The organism is Mesorhizobium sp. WSM4311 (assembly GCF_002295115.1).
In the GTDB taxonomy this organism is placed as follows: Bacteria; Pseudomonadota; Alphaproteobacteria; order Rhizobiales; family Rhizobiaceae; genus Mesorhizobium.
The window spans coordinates 535,286-553,281 of record NZ_NSFV01000004.1 but is presented as its reverse complement, the minus strand read 5'-3'; the positions used below and the strand labels follow the sequence as shown (position 1 = coordinate 553,281).

At 63.2% G+C, this 17,996-nt stretch carries 22 protein-coding genes; 10 read left to right on the top strand and 12 right to left on the bottom strand.

Annotated elements, in window-relative coordinates; all coding sequences use genetic code 11:
- Window positions 1–92: 92 nt before the first annotated feature.
- The 7 genes from pheT to infC all read right to left on the bottom strand — a co-directional run bounded on the left by pheT (window position 93) and on the right by infC (window position 6,423).
- Window positions 93–2,501 carry a phenylalanine--tRNA ligase subunit beta gene (gene pheT, locus CK226_RS13430; RefSeq protein WP_095792092.1) on the bottom strand — a complete coding sequence of 803 codons (2,409 nt, stop codon included), beginning with the start codon at window positions 2,499–2,501 and terminating at the stop codon, window positions 93–95.
- Complete coding sequence (locus CK226_RS13425; protein WP_095792091.1) at window positions 2,498–2,920, bottom strand: GFA family protein; 423 nt, start codon at window positions 2,918–2,920, stop codon at window positions 2,498–2,500. Before CK226_RS13425 ends, pheT begins: the two co-directional genes overlap by 4 nt.
- Window positions 2,917–4,014: a phenylalanine--tRNA ligase subunit alpha gene (pheS, locus tag CK226_RS13420; RefSeq protein ID WP_095792090.1), complete on the bottom strand. Its 1,098-nt coding sequence runs from the start codon at window positions 4,012–4,014 to the stop codon at window positions 2,917–2,919. The genes CK226_RS13425 and pheS overlap by 4 nt, the downstream gene beginning before the upstream one ends.
- Window positions 4,015–4,161: 147 nt before the next feature.
- Window positions 4,162–4,563, bottom strand: coding sequence for a 50S ribosomal protein L20 (gene rplT, locus CK226_RS13415; RefSeq protein WP_006201247.1), 402 nt, complete (start codon window positions 4,561–4,563; stop codon window positions 4,162–4,164).
- Between the two features lie 92 nt (window positions 4,564–4,655).
- Entirely contained in the window at window positions 4,656–4,859 is a 204-nt protein-coding gene (rpmI, locus tag CK226_RS13410) for a 50S ribosomal protein L35 (protein ID WP_006201248.1), read from the bottom strand.
- Window positions 4,860–5,040: 181 nt separating this feature from the next.
- Window positions 5,041–5,667 carry an isoprenylcysteine carboxylmethyltransferase family protein gene (locus tag CK226_RS13405; RefSeq protein ID WP_095792089.1) on the bottom strand — a complete coding sequence of 209 codons (627 nt, stop codon included), beginning with the start codon at window positions 5,665–5,667 and terminating at the stop codon, window positions 5,041–5,043.
- 219 nt (window positions 5,668–5,886) lie between these two features.
- A complete protein-coding gene (infC, locus tag CK226_RS13395; RefSeq protein WP_010912915.1) occupies window positions 5,887–6,423 on the bottom strand; it encodes a translation initiation factor IF-3 in 537 nt (178 codons plus the stop codon).
- A 220-nt stretch (window positions 6,424–6,643) separates the two neighbouring features.
- Here infC and CK226_RS13390 point away from each other — a divergent pair, with 220 nt between their 5' ends.
- From CK226_RS13390 to CK226_RS13375, 4 genes are all read left to right on the top strand, one after another.
- Window positions 6,644–7,429, top strand: coding sequence for an alpha/beta hydrolase (locus tag CK226_RS13390; protein WP_095789404.1), 786 nt, complete (start codon window positions 6,644–6,646; stop codon window positions 7,427–7,429).
- Between the two features lie 2 nt (window positions 7,430–7,431).
- A complete protein-coding gene (locus CK226_RS13385) occupies window positions 7,432–8,574 on the top strand; it encodes a benzoate/H(+) symporter BenE family transporter (RefSeq protein WP_095789405.1) in 1,143 nt (380 codons plus the stop codon).
- A 117-nt stretch (window positions 8,575–8,691) separates the two neighbouring features.
- Window positions 8,692–9,174, top strand: coding sequence for a DUF2852 domain-containing protein (locus CK226_RS13380; RefSeq protein ID WP_027047647.1), 483 nt, complete (start codon window positions 8,692–8,694; stop codon window positions 9,172–9,174).
- A gap of 202 nt (window positions 9,175–9,376) precedes the next feature.
- A complete protein-coding gene (locus CK226_RS13375) occupies window positions 9,377–10,135 on the top strand; it encodes a M48 family metallopeptidase (RefSeq protein ID WP_095792087.1) in 759 nt (252 codons plus the stop codon).
- Window positions 10,136–10,286: 151 nt separating this feature from the next.
- Here the strand turns inward: CK226_RS13375 and CK226_RS13370 are convergent, their stop codons facing one another.
- Window positions 10,287–10,505, bottom strand: a complete 219-nt coding sequence (locus tag CK226_RS13370) for a hypothetical protein (protein ID WP_095792086.1) — start codon at window positions 10,503–10,505, stop codon at window positions 10,287–10,289.
- 125 nt (window positions 10,506–10,630) lie between these two features.
- Here CK226_RS13370 and CK226_RS13365 point away from each other — a divergent pair, with 125 nt between their 5' ends.
- The 6 genes from CK226_RS13365 to CK226_RS13340 all read left to right on the top strand — a co-directional run bounded on the left by CK226_RS13365 (window position 10,631) and on the right by CK226_RS13340 (window position 16,484).
- Window positions 10,631–11,290 carry a phosphoribosylanthranilate isomerase gene (locus tag CK226_RS13365; RefSeq protein WP_095792085.1) on the top strand — a complete coding sequence of 220 codons (660 nt, stop codon included), beginning with the start codon at window positions 10,631–10,633 and terminating at the stop codon, window positions 11,288–11,290.
- 153 nt (window positions 11,291–11,443) lie between these two features.
- Window positions 11,444–12,664, top strand: a complete 1,221-nt coding sequence (gene trpB, locus CK226_RS13360; RefSeq protein ID WP_095771529.1) for a tryptophan synthase subunit beta — start codon at window positions 11,444–11,446, stop codon at window positions 12,662–12,664.
- Window positions 12,665–12,726: 62 nt separating this feature from the next.
- The gene (trpA, locus tag CK226_RS13355) at window positions 12,727–13,566 is read left to right on the top strand and encodes a tryptophan synthase subunit alpha (protein WP_010912924.1); all 840 of its coding nucleotides are present in this window, start codon (window positions 12,727–12,729) and stop codon (window positions 13,564–13,566) included.
- Between the two features lie 36 nt (window positions 13,567–13,602).
- Entirely contained in the window at window positions 13,603–14,529 is a 927-nt protein-coding gene (gene accD, locus CK226_RS13350) for an acetyl-CoA carboxylase, carboxyltransferase subunit beta (protein WP_095792084.1), read from the top strand.
- A 179-nt stretch (window positions 14,530–14,708) separates the two neighbouring features.
- Window positions 14,709–16,034 (top strand): folylpolyglutamate synthase/dihydrofolate synthase family protein, encoded by a 1,326-nt coding sequence (locus tag CK226_RS13345; protein WP_095792083.1) that lies wholly within the window; start codon window positions 14,709–14,711, stop codon window positions 16,032–16,034.
- 30 nt (window positions 16,035–16,064) lie between these two features.
- On the top strand, window positions 16,065–16,484 hold the full coding sequence (locus CK226_RS13340; protein ID WP_095789410.1) for a VOC family protein: 420 nt from the start codon (window positions 16,065–16,067) through the stop codon (window positions 16,482–16,484).
- Between the two features lie 10 nt (window positions 16,485–16,494).
- Here the strand turns inward: CK226_RS13340 and CK226_RS13335 are convergent, their stop codons facing one another.
- The 4 genes from CK226_RS13335 to trxA all read right to left on the bottom strand — a co-directional run bounded on the left by CK226_RS13335 (window position 16,495) and on the right by trxA (window position 17,988).
- Window positions 16,495–16,908, bottom strand: a complete 414-nt coding sequence (locus CK226_RS13335) for a type II toxin-antitoxin system VapC family toxin (RefSeq protein WP_095771533.1) — start codon at window positions 16,906–16,908, stop codon at window positions 16,495–16,497.
- Window positions 16,905–17,153: a type II toxin-antitoxin system VapB family antitoxin gene (locus tag CK226_RS13330; RefSeq protein ID WP_095771534.1), complete on the bottom strand. Its 249-nt coding sequence runs from the start codon at window positions 17,151–17,153 to the stop codon at window positions 16,905–16,907. Before CK226_RS13330 ends, CK226_RS13335 begins: the two co-directional genes overlap by 4 nt.
- A 95-nt stretch (window positions 17,154–17,248) precedes the next feature.
- Window positions 17,249–17,530, bottom strand: a complete 282-nt coding sequence (locus CK226_RS13325; RefSeq protein ID WP_095792082.1) for a cupin domain-containing protein — start codon at window positions 17,528–17,530, stop codon at window positions 17,249–17,251.
- 134 nt (window positions 17,531–17,664) lie between these two features.
- Window positions 17,665–17,988 carry a thioredoxin gene (gene trxA / locus CK226_RS13320; RefSeq protein WP_095771535.1) on the bottom strand — a complete coding sequence of 108 codons (324 nt, stop codon included), beginning with the start codon at window positions 17,986–17,988 and terminating at the stop codon, window positions 17,665–17,667.
- Window positions 17,989–17,996: the final 8 nt, after the last annotated feature.

Sequence of the window (17,996 nt, the reverse complement as noted above, 5' to 3'; positions counted from 1 at the left end):
CCCTTTGGAGGACGATTCGCCATCTGCCCGCAAGCCGTGGTTTCTGCGCAATTCCGGACGGAAAACCGCCAAGCACTTTTCCTGGAATTGCTTCAGCCGCGCAGCACGCCACCCGTCTGCTTGCCGACATTCTCGACGATGCGCTTGGCCAGCGCCTCGAAATCCTCGTCGGTCAGCGTCTTCTCGACCGGCTGGATCGACACTTCGATGGCGATCGATTTTTTGTCGGCGCCGAGCGACGCTCCTTCGAAAATGTCGAAGACCGTGACGGCTGTGATCAGCTTCTTGTCGGCGGCAAGTGCTGCGCGCACCAGCGCGCCGGCCTCGATCGCTTTGTCGACGACGAAGGCGAAGTCGCGCTTCACCGCCTGGAAGGCGGAGAGTTCCAGCTTCGGCTTGGTCTTCGTCGGCTTGGCTTTCGGCTCCGGCACGGCGTCGACGAACACTTCGAAGCCGCAGAGCGGGCCGGAAACGTCGAGCCCTTCCATCGTCTTGGGATGGAATTCGCCGAACGTGCCGAGCACGGTCTTCGGCCCGAGCTTGATCGTGCCGGACCGGCCGGGATGGTACCAGGCTGGACCGCCCGCCTCGATCTGCAGCCGCTCGACCGGCGCGCCGCAGGCTTCGAGCGCCGCGATCGCATCGGCCTTGGCGTCGAACACGCCGACGGGGCCGGAATTGCCGGCCCAGCTGCGGCCCGAGCCGTCGAGCTTGGCGGTGCCGCGGCGCACGCCGGCGGCGACGCGCCGCTGCTGGTCGGCGCCGTCGCCCTCATAGGTGCCCGACACCTCGAACAGCGCGACATCGCCAATGCCCTTGTCGGCATTGCGCTGCGCGGCGGCGATCAGCCCCGGCAGCAGCGACGGCCGCATGTCGGACATGTCGGCGGCGATCGGGTTGGCAAGCTTCAGCGCCTTCTGGCCGCCGCCGAACAGCTCGGCATGCTTAGCCGGGATGAACGACCAGGTGACGGCCTCCATCATGCCGCGCACGGCAAGCGCGCGCTTGGCGGTGCGGGTGCGGACCTGCAGCGTGGTCAGGATCTTCGAATTGACCGCGTCATGCGCGCCGAGCGGCTGCGGCGCGATGTTGTCGACGCCGTGGATGCGCATCACCTCCTCGACCAGGTCGGCCTTGCCGTCGACATCGGGACGCCAGGACGGCACCGCCACATCGACGACATCGCCCGAACCCTGCGGCTTGAAGCCGAGGCGCGACAGGATGTCGAGGCTTTCCGCCTCAGGCACCTCGATGCCGGTCAGCCGCGTCACTTCCGACAGCGGGAAGGAGACGATCTTGGGCTTGTGGCCGGCATAACCGACGACTTCGGTCTCGGCCGGCTCACCGCCGCAGAGATCGAGCACCAGCCTCGTCGCCAGCTCGATGCCGGGGACCATGAATTCAGGGTCGACGCCGCGCTCGAAACGGTAGCGCGCATCGGTGATGAGGCCGAGCGTGCGGCCGGTGCGGGCGGTGGTGATCGGATCCCAAAGCGCCGATTCGATCAGCACGTCCGTCGTGTTCTCGTCGCAGCCGGAATGCTCGCCGCCCATCACGCCGGCGATGGATTCGACGCCATTGTCATCCGCGATGGCGCACATGTCGGGCGTCAGCGTGTATTCGCGACCGTCCAGCGCCATCACCTTCTCGCCGTCCCTGGCGCGGCGCACGACGAGATTGCCGGCGACCTTCCTGGCGTCGAACACATGCAGCGGCCGGCCGCGATCGAAGGTGACGTAGTTGGTCATGTCGACCAGCGCGCTGATCGGCCTGAGACCAATGGCGATCAGCCTTTGCTGCAGCCATTTCGGCGAGGGGCCGTTCTTGACGCCGCGCACCAGCCGCAAGGCGAAGCCCGGGCAAAGCTCCGGCGCCTCGATCACCACTTTGACCGGCGTCTGGCCCTTGCCGGCAATCTTTTCGACCGCAGCGCTTTTCAGCGTGCCGAGCCCGCTTGCCGCCAGATCCCTGGCAATGCCGTAAACGCTGGTGGCATCCGGCCGGTTCGGCGTCAGGTTGATCTCGATGACCGGATCGTCGAGATGGGCGTAGGACGCGAAGCTGGCGCCGACCGGCGCGTTCTCGGGCAGGTCGATGATGCCGTTGTGCTCATCGGACAGTTCCAGCTCGCGCTCGGAACACATCATGCCATGGCTCTCGACGCCGCGGATCTTGCCGACCGTCAGCGTCACGTCGATGCCGGGCACATAGGTGCCGGGCGCGGCGAAAGCACCGATCAGGCCGGCGCGGGCATTCGGCGCGCCGCAGACGACCTGGACGGGGGGCTTGCCGTCGCCGGTATCGACGGTCAGCACCCGCAGGCGGTCGGCATCGGGGTGCTGCACCGCCGTCAGCACCTTGGCGATGACGAAGGGTTTCAGGCCCGACTTGTCGTCGACATGCTCGACTTCGAGGCCGATCGACGTCAGCCGCTCAACGATCACGTTGAGCGTGGCGTCGGTCTCGAGATGATCCTTGAGCCAGGAGAGGGTGAATTTCATGGGGCTGTTCCGTCTGGTCTTTTGACGCTTGATTTCAGATGTCTCGGCAGATCGTCGGACATATGCAGGAAGGGAAGCTGCTCGCTGACATAGGCATGCAGCGTCGGCTTGAAATCGGCCGGCGCGTCCATGGCGCCGAGCATGAAGTAGATGTCGTCTGCCAGCCGCTCGTCGAGATAGGCGATGGGCGAGCCGCAGACGCCGCAAAACGAGCGCGTCACCGGGCCGTTCTCGTACATCATCAGCGCCTTGCCGGTGAACGCCACTTTATCGGCCGGGAAGCCGACAAAGGCCGAGACCGGCGCGCCGCTGGCCCGCCGGCAATCGCCGCAATGGCAATAGCCGACGTGATGCGGCTCGGCCGAGGCCTCGAACCGCACGGCGCCGCAGCGGCAGCCGCCGATGGGGAGCGCTGTCATGCGCTCAAGCCGCCGAACAGCGTCGGCATGTCGAGGGGCCGGAACCCGTAATGCGACAGCCAGCGCACATCCGCGTCGAAGAAGGCGCGCAGGTCCGGCATGCCGTATTTGAGCATGGCGATGCGGTCGATGCCCATGCCCCAGGCAAAGCCCTGATACTCGTCGGGATCGAGCCCGCCGGCGCGCAGCACATTGGGGTGCACCATGCCGCAGCCGAGGATCTCCATCCAGTCGGAGCCTTCGCCGAAGCGCACTTCGCCGGGCCGTGAGCGGTCGCATTGGATGTCGACCTCGAGGCTTGGCTCGGTGAACGGGAAGAAGGACGGCCGGAAGCGCATCTTGACCGACGGCACCTCGAAGAACGCCTTGCAGAATTCCTCCAGCACCCACTTCATATTGGCGACGTTGGCTGATCTGTCGATCACCAGACCCTCGACCTGATGGAACATCGGCGAGTGCGTGGCGTCGGAATCCTGGCGGTAGGTCTTGCCCGGAATGACGATGCGGATCGGCGGCTTCTGCTTCTCCATGGTACGGATCTGCACGGGCGAGGTGTGCGTGCGCAACAGCTTGCGCTCACCCTTCCCGTCCGGCTGGAAGAAGAAGGTGTCGTGCATCTCGCGCGCCGGATGTCCTTCCGGGAAATTCAGCGCGGTGAAATTGTAGTAGTCGGTCTCGACATCGGGACCTTCGGCGATGGCGAAGCCGAGATCGCCGAAGATTGCGGCGATCTCGTCGATGACCTGGCTGATCGGATGGATGCGGCCGCGCTCGGCCGGCGACTGCCGCACCGGCAGCGTCACGTCGACCTTCTCGGCGGCGAGACGTGCTGCGATCGCCACATCCCTGAGTTCGGCCTTGCGGGCCGTCAGCGCCTCGGTGACGCGGTTCTTGAGGCCGTTGATGACGGGCCCCTTGAGCTGGCGCTCCTCGGCGGTCATGGCGCCAAGCGTTTTCAGCATCTCGGACACGGTGCCCTTCTTGCCGAAGGCGGCGATGCGCACGGCCTCGATGGCCGGCTCATCGGCGGCAGATGCGATATCGGCCAGCAGTGAATCTTCCAGGGCTTCAAGATTTCCAGCGGTGGCGTTCACAGTGAAGCTCTCTCGATAGGGTGACCGACACCATTTTGGTTCGTCGTCACCATTTTGGTTACATCAGGGTCAAAAAAGAACCCGCGCCAGCCGTGCCAGCGCGGGTTCCCCATAATCAGAATTGCGAATGCTTGGGAAGCGCTGGTCTTAGGCGACAGCGCTTTCAAAAGCGTTCGGCGTGGTGTTCTTCAGATATTCGAGCGCGACCTTGGCCTTGGCCACGAGCGCGGCGAAAGCCTGCGGCTCATGGATGGCCATGTCGGACAGGATCTTGCGATCGATCTCGATGCCGGCCTTGTTGAGGCCGTCGATGAAGCGGCCATAGGTCAGGCCATGCTCGTGGGTCGCGGCGTTGATGCGCTGGATCCACAGCGCGCGGAACGAGCGCTTGCGGTTCTTGCGGTCGCGGTAGGCGTACTGCAGCGACTTTTCCACCGCCTGCTTGGCGATGCGGATGGTGTTCTTGCGACGGCCGTAGAAGCCCTTGGCGGCTTTCAGGACCTTCTTGTGCTTGGCGTGCGAGGTGACGCCTCTTTTTACGCGTGCCATGTCATGATCTCCTTAAAAGCAATTCCTGGAAAAGTGTCTTGCGGTTTTCCGTTCGGAATTGCGTAAAACTAATGCGTGTCCAGACCGAATGCTCAGAGGCCGTTCGGCAGAAAATTCTTGATGACCTTCTTGCCATCCGGTTCAGCCAGAACCATCGTGCCGCGGGCATTTCGAATGAACTTGTTGGAACGCTTGATCATGCCGTGACGCTTGCCGGCCGCAGCCGACAGGACTTTACCCGTACCTGTGATCTTGAACCGCTTCTTGGCGGCCGACTTGGTCTTCATCTTGGGCATTTTGCTACTCCGTCTTGTTGGCGCACTATCGCGCTTCTTGTTCGCTCCGGGCCGACCAAAGCCCGAAAAGCAAATGAAACCGCCACGGCATGCCCTGCCGGGCGGTTTTCTTGAACGGCGGTCCTATACGTCAAAGCCGGCCTGTACGCAACACCTGAAGCCGTGCGGCGCTCTGTCCCGATCAAGGCAGCGTAAACCACACAGGCAGCACGCCCGACTGCTGCGCGCCGTCGATCAGTTCGAAGGCCGGCAGCGCGATCAGGAACACCAGGCCGTCGAGCAGCGTGGTCAGCAGCAGGCGCGGCTTGAAGCTGCCGGTGTCGCCCTCCTGATAGAGGGAAAGTTTCGGAAAGAAGCGCGGCACCTTCTCCAGATAGGCCTGATAGGGCGCCCCAAGTGCCTCCTTGAGGAATTTCTCTTCGCGCAGGATGACGATGTGGAAAGCCCCCGCGCATAGCAGTGCGAACAGGATAATGCCCGAGAACGAACCAATCTGCGCGCCGACGCCGGCCGCGGCCACGGTCGAGAACACATAAAGCGGGTTGCGGGTGATCGAGTACGGCCCGCCCGTCACCACCTCGGAGGACTTGCGCCCGCCAATATAGAGCGTGGCCCAAAGGCGGCCGACGATGCCGAGGAAAATCAGCAGCACGCCGAACATCTCGACTGTTTCATGCACAGGCGTGTCGGGTGGGAAGGTCGATTGACCGAACAGCAGCGCCAGAAACAGCACCGCCACGAGCACGGCAAGCACCAGCCGACGCATCTGCTGGTAATTGCCCAGCCCGTATTTGAGTTCGTTGTCCAAGGGATATCCGATCGTCGAGGAGCTATTGCATGTCGCCCAAAAGTGGGTTCGGTTTTGGGAGGACGACATGCATAAAAACAAAGCCGGCGATCGCAGCTTTAGCCGAGAAACAGGCGTCCCGCCGATCGCCGGGAGGCTCTGCAAGACAATTCAGGCGGATTTGGAGCGCTGGTCGCGCCTGACTTTATCGTGATCTCAGGTGTTGATATTCAGCACACCTTAGCGCGGCGCCAGCACCATCATCATCTGGCGGCCTTCGAGCTTCGGCTCCGCCTCGACCTTGGCGATGGTCGCCACTTCCTCGCGCACCTTGTTCAGAAGCTGCATGCCGAGTTCCATATGCGCCATCTCGCGGCCGCGGAAACGCAGCGTCAGCTTGACCTTGTCGCCTTCCTCGAAGAAGCGGCGCACCGCCTTCATCTTGGTCTCGTAGTCATGGCTGTCGATGTTCGGGCGCATCTTGATCTCCTTGATCTCGATGACCTTCTGATTCTTGCGCGCCTCGGCCGCCTTCTTCTGGTTGGCGTACTTCAACTTGCCGAGATCGAGGATCTTTACGACGGGCGGCACCGCATTGGGCGATATCTCAACGAGATCGAGCCCGGCCTCTTCGGCGAGCAGCAATGCGTCGTTGATGGAAACATCGCCGCGGTTCTGGCCTTCGGCGTCGATAAGCTGGACCCGGGGAACCCGGATGTCACGGTTGGAGCGCGGCCCATCCTTGGTTGGCGCCGCTGCTTTGAAAGGTCTGCGAATGGTCGTGGTCTCCTTGGCCGTTTCGTTCAGGATTTGTCAGTCTTGATGCGTGGACGCGCCAATGTGGTGAGCGCGCGGGCGGAGTCAATAGCACAGCGTTGACAGAAAATCACCCTGATCACCGCCTGCACCAAACAAAGAAGCAGCGCGAGCACTTTTCGCCACGCCATTGGCTGTGCCACAAGAGCCCGAGCCAGAAGAGGGGCCTGAGGAAAAAGCCATGACCGTCACGCCCCCAACCTTTCTCCCCCCGACCTTTCTCAACGTCGATGGATCGCGCATAGCGGTGCGCCATACGACAGGCGCCGTGCCCGGCATCGTCTGGCTCGGCGGCTACAAGTCGGACATGCTGGGCACGAAAGCGCAGACGCTGTCTGACTGGGCGGCGAAAGAGGGCCGCGCCTTCCTGCGCCATGACTATTCCGGCCACGGCGAATCCGGCGGCGCCTTTGCCGACGGTACGATTTCGACATGGCTTTCGCAAAGCCTTGTTGTGTTCCGGAAGTTTGCCAAGGGCAATCAGATCCTGGTCGGCTCGTCGATGGGCGCCTGGATCGCGCTGCGCATGGTGCAGGAATTGCGCAAGGCGGGCGACGCAAGCGTCGTCGGCCTGGTGCTGCTGGCGCCGGCGCCGGATTTTACTTCTGATCTGGTCGAACCGGCGCTGACCGAGGCGCAAAAGCGTGACCTCGCCGAGAAGGGTTTCTTCGCCGAGCCCTCCGATTATTCAGCCGAGCCCTACATCTATACACGCGCTTTGATCGAGGACGGGCGCGCCAACCGGGTAATGACCGGTCCGATCGACACGCATTGCCCGGTCCACATTCTGCAGGGACTGGCCGATCCGGACGTACCGTCGAGCCACGCGCTGAAACTGGTCAGCCTGCTGCCGGCCGACGATGTCACGCTGTCGCTCATTCCGGACGGCGATCACCGCCTGTCGCGGCCGCAGGATCTCGACATGCTGGTGCGGGCGGTCGGCGACATGGCCGGGCGGGGCAAGTGACGATGCGCCTTTCCATTCCGATCTCGGCCTTCGTCGCGGCAATCGTCGGCTTCGGCGGCACGCTGGCCATCGTCATCGCCGCCGCCCACGCGGTCGGCGCGTCGCAAATTCAGACGGCAAGCTGGGTGACGGCCATTTGCCTGGCCATGGCGATCGAGAGCCTGTGGCTGTCGTGGCGCACGAAAATGCCTGTCATCACCGCCTGGTCGACACCAGGCCTGGCGCTGATGGCGGCGTCGACCGGCTTTTCAATCGGCGAGGCCGTCGCCGCCTTCATCGCCACCGCCATCCTGCTGATCGCGACCGGCCTGTTCCGGCCCCTGACGCAATTGATCTCCAGGATACCGCCCTCGGTCGCTTCCGGCATGCTGGGCGGCATCGTCGTCACCTTCGCCCTCAATGCGGTCAAGACCGTTCCCGTCGACCCCTGGCTGATCCTGCCGCTGATCGCGGCCTTCTTCTTGATCCGCGTGTTCCACCCGGCGCTGTCGGTGCTATCGGTGCTGGTCGGCGGCGGTCTCGCCGCATTTCTCACCGGCCGTGTCGGCGGCCTGCCGACACCGGAACTGTCGACGCTGACGCTGATCGCGCCTGATTTCACCGCCAAGGCGATGATCGGCCTGGCGCTGCCGCTTTATCTCGTCACCATGGCCTCTCAGAACCTCTCCGGGCTGGCCGTGCTGCGCGCCGCCGGCTACCATCCCGAACCCGGGCCGCTGATCGGCGTCACCGGACTGTTTTCCCTGTTGTCGGCGTCATTCGGTGGCTCGACGACCAATTTGGCGGCGATTTCGGCGGCGATCTGCACCGGGCCAGACGTCCATCCCGACCCCGCCGAGCGCTGGAAGACCGGCCCCTTTTATGCGCTCGCCTATCTCATCTTCGCGATTTTCGGCGCCTCGCTGGTGGCGATATTCGCCGTCCTGCCGCAAAGCCTGATCGTGCTGGTGGCGGGTCTGGCGCTGATGGCCTCGCTCGCCAATGCGCTGGCGATCGCACTGAAGCACGAGGGCGATCGCATGGCCGCCACCGTCACCTTCGTCGTCACCGCTTCGGGGTTGACGCTGTTCGGCGTCGGCGCTGCATTTTGGGGCCTCATCACCGGGCTGGTCGTGCTTTTCCTCGACAGTCTCAAAAAGCGATAATCATTTCAGGCCCTTGTCCGGTTTTGGCGGATATTCTCTTGAATCGCCGTTTTTGCCTTCCCATTTCGATTCCACGCAGCCGGTCTTGGCTGTCTCCAACCGAAGGAATGGGAGAAAATGAACACATCTGCATTGATCCGCCCGGCCTGGACGCCGGCAACCATCGCGTTGATGGTGATCGGCTTCATGGTGTTCTGGCCGCTCGGCTTCGCCATGCTCGCCTACATCATCTGGGGTGACCGGCTCGACGGCTTCAAGCGTGACGTCAACCGTGCGACCGACGGCATCTTCGCCGGCTGCCGCCGCGGTTCCGACAAGGCCGCGCGCTGGGGCAATGGCTCCGCCCGCACCGGCAACGTCGCTTTCGACGACTGGCGCGAAAAGGAGCTTGAGCGGCTCGCCGAGGAACGCCGCAAGCTCGACGACATGCTGACCGAGTTCGACGACTATGCCCGCGAACTGCGTCGCGCCAAGGATCAGGACGAGTTCGACCGCTTCATGGCGAAGCGTAACAAGTCGACCGCTCCGGCGAAGACCGATCCGAGCACCGGCACGACCCCCACCAAGCGTGGCAAGGGCTCGAACCTGCTTGACGACTGAGGCCGAGCGCATGGCCCCGAAAACCGGAACCGGTTTTCGGAAAAGGTCATGCGCCGACTTGAAGTGCTACAGCGTCCTCTGTGCGTCCCGGAGAACGCGCGGCGCTGTAGGGCAGGCCCGATCGTGAAAAAACGGCGTCGCGCGAGCGGCGCCGTTTCTTTTTTGTTCTAGTCGTTTTTCTCGAATCGCGTATCGTCCCGCCATGACCATCGGATTCTTCCGCAATCTGACGAAGCCCAAGGCCACGCCAGTCGTGGAGCGCGAACATTGCGTCGCCGGTCGCACGCTGCCGCTCAAGATCGTCGAGAGCGCCCGCGCACGGCGCCTGACGCTGCGCATCGATTCCGGCGGCCAGGGCCTGCGCATCACCGTGCCGCCCGGCCTGCGCCGCGGCGAGGTGGACAGGTTCCTGGACCGCCATCAGGACTGGCTGGAGCAGCGGCTGGCCAAGGTGCCGACGCGCCCGCAAGTGCGGCCGGGCATCAAGATCCCGATCCGCGGCGTGCCGCACCGTATCGTCCATGAACCGTCGAAGCGCGGCACCGTGACGGTATCGCGTGACGAGCGCGGCCCGCTGCTGATCGTTCATGGTGACCGTGTGCATCTGCCGCGCCGCATCGCCGACTTCTTGAAGCGTGAGGCCAAGAAGGAGATCGAGAAGCTGGTGATCAAACACACCGAGGCGCTCGGCAAGCGGGCCAAGGCGATCCGCTACAAGGACACGTCCAGCCGCTGGGGCTCGTGCACCTCGGAGGGCAATCTCTCCTTCTCCTGGCGCATCATGATGGCGCCGCAGCCTGTTATAAATTACCTCGTCGCGCACGAGGTCGCGCATCTCAAGGAGATGAACCACGGCCCGAAATTCTGGAAGCTGTGCGAAAAACTCTGCCCCGACACCGACCGCTGCAAGGACTGGCTGAAGCGCAATGGCGGCGCGCTGCAGGCGATCATGTTTGAATAGGCGCGGATGTTGGCAGTGCGAAGAAGGCCGCCGCCGCTGGTATAGGTGCGGGAGACTGGCGGGGCCACCTCCGATTCGTCATCCTAAGATCTGCGCCGCGCTTCGCGTCGCTCCGCTCTAGCTAGGATGACGGAAATCAGGGGCGCTCTACTCAATCGTCATTGGCTGCATTCAGTTCCTCCGGCCGCAGCCCTTCATCGCCATGATGCGGCCAGGGCAGGAAATTCCGATCGAATTCATCGCTGCCGAAATAATCGAGCGCCCGATGCGCCTCGGCGCCGTTGAAGGCGGCCTTGTCCATCAGATGGGCGATGACTTCGCGCGCCTGCGCGATCTTCTGCTTCAGTTCCGTAACCGTTCTGTCGGCCATGATCGTTCTCCCGCCCTGCATCCTGCCAATTAATCCCGTCCATCATTAGGTAGCGCCTTTGGGCTTGGCGGCAAACGGTATGCTTTTTCTCGACTCTGTCTCGATTTCATGCCAATTCCCGCGCCATGGCGCTCGACATCAAAATCTGCGGCTTGAAGACCGACCAGGCAATGGCCGCGGCGCTCGCCGGCGGCGCCAGTCATGTCGGCTTTATCTTCTTTGCGAAAAGCCCGCGTTATGTCGAGCCGGCGGAAGCCGGGCGGCTGCGCGAAGCGGCGCGCGGCAAGGCCTTGGCGGTTGCTGTCACAGTCGACGCCAGCGACGCCTTCCTGGACGCGATCGTCACGGCCATGCAGCCCGACATGTTGCAGCTGCACGGCTCGGAACAGCCCGAACGGGTGGCCGAACTGAAAGCCCGTTATGGCTTGCCGGTGATGAAAGCGCTGCCGCTCAGCGAGACAGCCGATCTCGACCGGATCAAGCCGTTCATCGGCGTCGCCGACCGCTTCCTGTTCGATGCCAAGCCGCCGAAAGGCTCCGAACTGCCGGGTGGCAATGGCGTCGCCTTCGACTGGCGCATCCTTGCCGGCCTTGACGCCGGCGTCGATTACATGCTTTCCGGTGGGCTCAACGCCGCCAATATCGGCGATGCCCTTCGGCTTGCGAACCCGCCCGGAATAGACATTTCCTCCGGTGTGGAAAGCGCGCCGGGCGTCAAGGATCCGGCGTTGATCGAACAATTTTTCCGGGCCGTCCGGGCAGCACGCGACGACCGCGCCGCCTGAGCGTGGTTCCAACCAGAGCATGTCCCGGAAAAGTGGAATCCGGTTTTCCGATAAGGACATGCTCTAGAACTTGATAGGCAGCATGTCCCGGAAAAGTGGAATCCGGTTTTCCGATAAGGACATGCTCAAAACATAAGATTTAGGAGATCGGCGATGGATCAGCCGGCGACACCCAATTCCTTCCGCACCGGACCCGACGAACAGGGCATGTTCGGCATTTTCGGCGGTCGTTTCGTCGCCGAAACGCTGATGCCGCTGATCCTCGACCTCGAGCGGCACTGGAACGAGGTCAAGAACGATCCGGACTTCAGGGCTGAGCTGACCGATCTTTCGACCCATTATGCCGGACGGCCGTCGAAGCTGTATTTCGCCGAGGGTCTCACGAAGCATCTCGGTGGTGCAAAAGTCTATTTCAAGCGCGAGGACCTGAACCATACCGGCTCGCACAAGATCAACAACTGCCTCGGCCAGATCCTGCTGGCCAAGCGCATGGGCAAGAAGCGCATCATCGCCGAGACCGGCGCCGGCCAGCATGGCGTGGCATCCGCCACCGTCGCCGCGCGCTTCGGCTACCCTTGCGTCGTCTATATGGGCGCCACCGACGTTGCCCGGCAAAGCCCGAACGTGTTCCGCATGAAGCTGCTCGGCGCCGAAGTGCGGCCGGTCACCGCCGGCCACGGAACGCTGAAGGACGCCATGAACGAAGCCCTTCGCGATTGGGTCACCAATGTCGAGGACACCTATTACCTGATCGGCACCGCCGCCGGCCCGCATCCCTATCCGGAACTGGTGCGCGACTTCCAGTCGGTGATCGGCACCGAGGCACGCGCGCAAATCCTCGAACAGGAAGGCCGGCTGCCCGACACCATCATCGCCGCTGTCGGCGGCGGCTCGAACGCCATCGGCCTGTTCCATCCCTTCCTCGACGACAAGGATGTGCGCATCATCGGCATCGAGGCGGGCGGGCGCGGTCTCGACGGCATCGAACACTGCGCCTCGATGAATGCCGGTTCGCCAGGCGTGCTGCACGGCAACCGCACCTATCTCCTGCAGAACGCCGACGGCCAGATCATGGACGGCCATTCGATCTCGGCCGGCCTCGACTATCCCGGCGTCGGCCCGGAGCATTCCTGGCTGCGCGACTCCGGCCGCGTCGAATACGTGCCGATCCTCGACGATGAGGCGCTGGAAGCCTTCAAGCTGACGACCCGCGTCGAAGGCATCATCCCGGCACTGGAATCCGCGCACGCCATCGCTCATGCGGTGAAGATCGTGCCCGCCATGGACAAGGACCAGATCGTCATCGTCAACCTGTCCGGCCGTGGCGACAAGGACGTGCACACGGTGGCCTCGATGCTGGGCATGGAGATCTAGGCCCTTTGGACAGTTTCGATTTGGGAGTTGACTATGAGCAAAATTCGTCCAAAGGGCCAGTCATGACGACCCGCATCGACCGCCGCATGGCGAAGCTGAAGACCGAGGGCCGCCCGGCGCTCGTCACCTATTTCATGGGCGGCGACCCCGACTACGACACCTCGCTGTCGATCATGAAGGCGCTGCCCGGCGCCGGCTCCGACATCATCGAACTCGGCATGCCGTTTTCCGATCCGATGGCCGACGGCCCGGCGATCCAGGCGGCGGGCCTGCGGGCGCTGAAAGGCGGCCAGACGCTGGTCAAGACGCTGAAGATGGCGTCCGAGTTCCGCGCCGGCGACAATGAAACGCCGATCGTGCTGATGGGCTACTACAACCCGATCTATATCTACGGCGTCGACCGCTTCCTGAAAGACGCTCTGGCCAGCGGCATCGACGGGCTGATCGTCGTCGACCTGCCGCCGGAAATGGACGAGGAGCTTTGCATTCCGGCGCTGAAGGCCGGCATCAACTTCATCCGCCTGGCGACGCCGACCACCGACGACAAGCGCCTACCCAAGGTGCTGCAGAACACGTCGGGCTTCGTCTACTATGTCTCGATGACCGGCATTACCGGCTCGGCGCTGGCCGACACCGGCAAGGTGGCCGCCGCCGTCAACCGTATCAAGGGCCATACCGATCTGCCGGTCTGCGTCGGCTTCGGCGTCAAGACCGCCGAGCAGGCGCGTGTCATCGGCGCCAATGCCGATGGCGTCGTCGTCGGCACGGCCATCGTCAATGCGGTCGCCAATGTGCTGGGACCGAAGGGCGAAAAGACCGCCGACCCGGCCGAGGCCGTCGCCACGCTGGTCAGCGGCCTGGCGCAAGGCGTGCGTTCGGCCCGCCTTGCTGCCGCCGAATAGTTTTCCTACGTCTTCGTCAGGACAGGAGCCGAAGCGATGAACTGGATCACCAATTACGTTCGCCCGAAGATCAATTCGATGCTCGGCCGGCGCACCGACATGCCCGAGAATCTCTGGATCAAGGATCCCGAGACCGGCGAAATGGTGTTCCACAAGGATCTGGAATCCAATCAGTTCGTCATCCCGTCTTCCGGCCATCACATGAAGATTTCGGCCAAGGAGCGGCTGAAGTTCTTTTTCGACGACGGCAAATACGAGGCCCTGGACAACCCCAAGGTCACGCAGGATCCGCTGAAATTCCGCGACGAGAAGCGCTATACCGACCGGCTGAAGGACGCCAAGGCCAAGACAGGCCTGGAAGACGCGATCATCAATGCGCTGGGAACCGTCGAAGGCCTGCCGGTGGTGGTGACCGTGCAGGACTTCGCCTTCATGGGCGGCTCGCTCGGCATGGCCGCGGGTGACGCCATCGTGCACGGTTTCGAAGTCGCCCTGCAGCGCAAGCGGCCGCTGATCCTGTTCGCCGCTTCCGGCGGCGCCCGCATGCAGGAAGGTATTTTGTCCCTGATGCAGCTGCCGCGTACCACGGTCGGTGTCGACCGGCTGAAGGAAGCCGGCCTTCCCTATATCGTTGTGCTGACCAACCCGACCACTGGCGGCGTCACCGCCTCCTACGCCATGCTGGGCGACGTGCACATCGCCGAACCCGGCGCGCTGATCGGCTTTGCCGGGCCGCGCGTCATTGAACAGACCATCCGCGAGAAACTGCCGGACGGCTTCCAGCGCTCCGAATACCTGATGGAGCACGGCATGGTCGACATGGTGGTGTCGCGGCTGGAGATGCGCCAAACGATCGCGCGGCTGTTGAAGATGCTGCTCAAGATGCCGGGCGAGCAAAAGCCGCTGGAGCCGGAAATTCTGCCGCCCGCGGTCGTTGCCGCCGAAACCAGGCCGCAAGCCTGACGCGACACTGTGCATGTCGCCCAAAAATGACCTCGGTTTTGGGAAAACGACATGCATAACGCGGCGTTGGCCGCCGCGAACAGCGATTGCGCCATGTCCATGGCGCGCTGTAGCCTTTTGATTGCCATGGCCATTCCGGGATTGATTCTGGTGCTCGGGCCATGCGCCGGGATTCTGCGATGACAACGCTTGCCGCCGACCGCGAAATCGAAGCCCTGATGGCGCTTCATCCGAAAGGTTTCGACCTTTCGCTCGACCGCATCACGCGGCTCCTGGAGCGGCTTGGCAATCCGCAGGATCTGCTGCCGCCGGTCATCCACATCGCCGGCACCAACGGCAAGGGTTCCTGCGCCGCCTTTTCGCGTGCGCTGCTCGAAGCCGCTGGCCACCTTGTCCATGTCCACACGTCGCCGCATCTGGTGAACTGGGCCGAGCGCTACCGGCTGGCCGCCGAAGGCGGCGGCAGGCTGGTCGATGACGATGTCTTCGCCGAAGCCATTGCCCGCGTCGCCAAGGCCAATGACGGTCAGAAAATCACCGTCTTCGAGATACTCACCGCCGTCACCTTCATCCTGTTTTCCGAACATCCGGCCGAAGCCGCCATCATCGAGGTGGGCCTCGGTGGCCGCTTCGACGCCACCAATGTCGTCGCCAGGCCCGCCGTCTCGGTGATCATGCCGGTGTCGATGGACCACGAAGCCTATCTTGGCGACCGTGTCGAACTGATCGCCGCCGAAAAGGCCGGCATCGTGAAGCGCGGTTGCCCGGTGGTGATCGGCGCGCAGGAAAGCGAGACGGCGCTGCAGGTGCTGATCGAGACCGCCGAGCGGCTGGAGTGCCCGACCTTCGTCTACGGCCAGGATTTCCTCGCCTTCGAGGAAAACGGCCGCATGGTCTATCAGGACGAGGATGGGTTGATGGATTTGCCGCCGCCGCGTCTGCCCGGGCGCCACCAGTTCGCCAATGCCGCCGCCGCGATCGCCGCGGTCAAGGCGGCCGGCTTCGAGATCAGCCACCGCGCCGCCGAAAAGGCGATGACCCACGTCGCCTGGCCCGGTCGCATGCAGAAACTGATGCAGGGCCGGCTGACGGATCTGGCGCCGAAGGGCGCCGACATCTGGCTCGACGGCGGCCACAATCCGGGCGCCGGCGTGGTCGTCGCCGAGGCGCTGGCCGAGCAGGAGGAAAAGAACCCGCGCCCGCTCTTCATCATTTCGGGAATGATCAACACCAAGGACCAGAGCGGCTATTTCCGCGCCTTCAAGGGTCTCGTCCGGCATGTCTACACCGTGCCGGTGAGCCTGAGCGATGCGGGCGTGCCGAACGACGAACTGGCGGTCCGCGCCACGGAAGCCGGGCTGACGGCCGAGCCGGTGAGTTCCGTCGCCAACGCGCTGATGCTGCTGCGCGACACCTGGGATGGCCCGCCGCCGCGCATCCTGATCGGCGGGTCACTTTATCTGGCCGGCGCGGTGCTGGCCGAGAATGGCACGCCGCCGACGTGAGCGCTTGATGACCGGCGCAGGGAGCCCGTGATGATCAAGATAAAGCAGCTCGCCCATGTCTGCATTTTCGCCCATGACCTGGAAGCGACGCGCAGTTTCTACCGCGACGTGCTCGGCATGGACACGCGGTTCAATTTCCTGCGTGACGGCGAGATTTTCGGCTTCTACCTCGACTGCGGCGGCCGCAGCCATGTCGAGGTGTTCCAGAAGGATGCCGCCACCTACAGCGAACTCAACCAGATCAACCATTTCTGCCTGGAAGTCGAAGACATCGACGCCGCGATCGCCCATATCAAGTCGAAGGGCATCGACGTGACCGCGAAGAAGCACGCCTGCGACGACACCTTTCAGGCCTGGATCCGCGATCCCAACGGCGTGAAGATCGAGCTGTTCGAATACACCGACAAAAGCGCGCAGTTCATCGGCGGCGACCGCATCGCCGACTGGTGACAGACATGCTCTAGAAATCCCAAGGCGAGACCAGCTCAAGCTTGGCCGGAGCGAAGTCGTTGAGATTGCGCGTTGCCAGCCGGCCTCCATTCACGCGCGCTATCGCCGCGATCATGCCGTCGGGAGCCGACATGCCGCGACCTTGGCGCGTCGCGGCCCCCATGATCTCGCCGTAAGCCAGGGCAGCCTCTTCCGTCAGTCCAAAAATCCGGTCGGCAAATCGATGCCGCCATCGGGAAAGTCCCTGTTCCAGCCGATCCGCACGCTCGTCAGGTCGTATCTTTTGAATACCGAAGGCGATTTCAGCAATCGTCACCGTGGGAAGGGCCAGTTCGGCGTCATTGCGGACAAGCCACGCCAGCACGGCTGGATCCGGCGTCTTCTTCAGAGACTCCGAAATCACGTTGGTATCGACGAAAATCAAAGCTCAATCCCGGAATGAGGCTCGCGACCCCCGCGAATAACTTTCTCCAGATCGATGTCAACGCCACTGCTTGCGGTCAGGCTCGCATAGAAGGTGGAGGCGGGTTCGCGGCCAGCTTCACGAATCTCGTAGGATTCAAGCGCGCGTTCGACCACGTCGGCTATCGAGCGGTTCTCGCGACGAGCAAGCCTATGAGCCAGGTCACGTGCTTTCGCGCTGCGGACTGAGAGCTGTGGTTCGGCCATTTCAAAACTCCCTTTGGAAGAGAAATATAAGCCGACTCGCCTCTGCCATCAAGATGGCACTTGATGGCGTGCCATCTCATGCGCGGTGAGCCCTTTCACTTCAGCTCGATCTCGATAAAGGCATATTCGCCGTCGTTGGCGCTGATGACGTCGTGTTCCACACCCACCTTGCGGAAATAGGGCGCGCCTTTCTTCATCTCGGCGAAGGTCTCGCCGTCCTTGGTCACCAACTTCAGCTTGCCGTCCATCAGCGGCACCACGACATAGTCGTGGCCATGGCGATGCCAGCCGGTGTTGTCGCCGGGCTGGAAGCGGTATTCGGTGACGATGACGCGCTCATTGTCGATGAAGATGGTGGCCTTGGCGGATCCGGTCATGTCGCTCTCCTGCTTCTGCTGCCAGCAGAAGACATGGCGTGCCCCGATGTGAGGGCCAGAGCGGACTAGCCGATGGCGCCAACAAAAAGCCCGGCGCGATGGCCGGGCTTTTGATATCGGGAAATTCAGTCGGATCAGAGGCTGCCATTGATCCAGTGCGACAGCGCGGTCTTCGGCGCGGCGCCAACCTTCATGTCGGCCACTTCACCGCCCTTGAAGATCATCAGCGTCGGGATCGAGCGCACGCCGAACTGCGCGGCCAACTCGGGATTCTCGTCGATGTTGAGCTTGGCGATCTTGATCTTGCTGCCGAGTTCGAGAGCGATGTCCTCAAGCGACGGCGCGATCTGCTTGCAGGGGCCGCACCATTCCGCCCAGAAATCGACCACCACCGGTACGTTGGCGTTGAGCACGTCAGCCTGAAAATTGTTCTTGTCGACCTTGACGGTTGCACCCATGCGGAAAA

Bases quoted from the DNA above. Each gene is read 5' to 3' on its own strand.
- CK226_RS13340 (WP_095789410.1), top strand. From the start codon at position 16,065: ATGATCAAGATAAAGCAGCTCGCCCATGTCTGCATTTTCGCCCATGAC.
- rpmI (WP_006201248.1), bottom strand. From the start codon at position 4,859: ATGCCCAAGATGAAGACCAAGTCGGCCGCCAAGAAGCGGTTCAAGATC.
- CK226_RS13325 (WP_095792082.1), bottom strand. From the start codon at position 17,530: ATGACCGGATCCGCCAAGGCCACCATCTTCATCGACAATGAGCGCGTC.
- CK226_RS13345 (WP_095792083.1), top strand. From the start codon at position 14,709: ATGACAACGCTTGCCGCCGACCGCGAAATCGAAGCCCTGATGGCGCTT.
- trpA (WP_010912924.1), top strand. From the start codon at position 12,727: ATGACGACCCGCATCGACCGCCGCATGGCGAAGCTGAAGACCGAGGGC.
- trpB (WP_095771529.1), top strand. From the start codon at position 11,444: ATGGATCAGCCGGCGACACCCAATTCCTTCCGCACCGGACCCGACGAA.
- CK226_RS13385 (WP_095789405.1), top strand. From the start codon at position 7,432: ATGCGCCTTTCCATTCCGATCTCGGCCTTCGTCGCGGCAATCGTCGGC.
- CK226_RS13380 (WP_027047647.1), top strand. From the start codon at position 8,692: ATGAACACATCTGCATTGATCCGCCCGGCCTGGACGCCGGCAACCATC.
- trxA (WP_095771535.1), bottom strand. From the start codon at position 17,988: ATGGGTGCAACCGTCAAGGTCGACAAGAACAATTTTCAGGCTGACGTG.
- CK226_RS13330 (WP_095771534.1), bottom strand. From the start codon at position 17,153: ATGGCCGAACCACAGCTCTCAGTCCGCAGCGCGAAAGCACGTGACCTG.
- CK226_RS13390 (WP_095789404.1), top strand. From the start codon at position 6,644: ATGACCGTCACGCCCCCAACCTTTCTCCCCCCGACCTTTCTCAACGTC.
- rplT (WP_006201247.1), bottom strand. From the start codon at position 4,563: ATGGCACGCGTAAAAAGAGGCGTCACCTCGCACGCCAAGCACAAGAAG.
- CK226_RS13425 (WP_095792091.1), bottom strand. From the start codon at position 2,920: ATGACAGCGCTCCCCATCGGCGGCTGCCGCTGCGGCGCCGTGCGGTTC.
- CK226_RS13370 (WP_095792086.1), bottom strand. From the start codon at position 10,505: ATGGCCGACAGAACGGTTACGGAACTGAAGCAGAAGATCGCGCAGGCG.
- accD (WP_095792084.1), top strand. From the start codon at position 13,603: ATGAACTGGATCACCAATTACGTTCGCCCGAAGATCAATTCGATGCTC.
- CK226_RS13375 (WP_095792087.1), top strand. From the start codon at position 9,377: ATGACCATCGGATTCTTCCGCAATCTGACGAAGCCCAAGGCCACGCCA.
- pheT (WP_095792092.1), bottom strand. From the start codon at position 2,501: ATGAAATTCACCCTCTCCTGGCTCAAGGATCATCTCGAGACCGACGCC.
- CK226_RS13365 (WP_095792085.1), top strand. From the start codon at position 10,631: ATGGCGCTCGACATCAAAATCTGCGGCTTGAAGACCGACCAGGCAATG.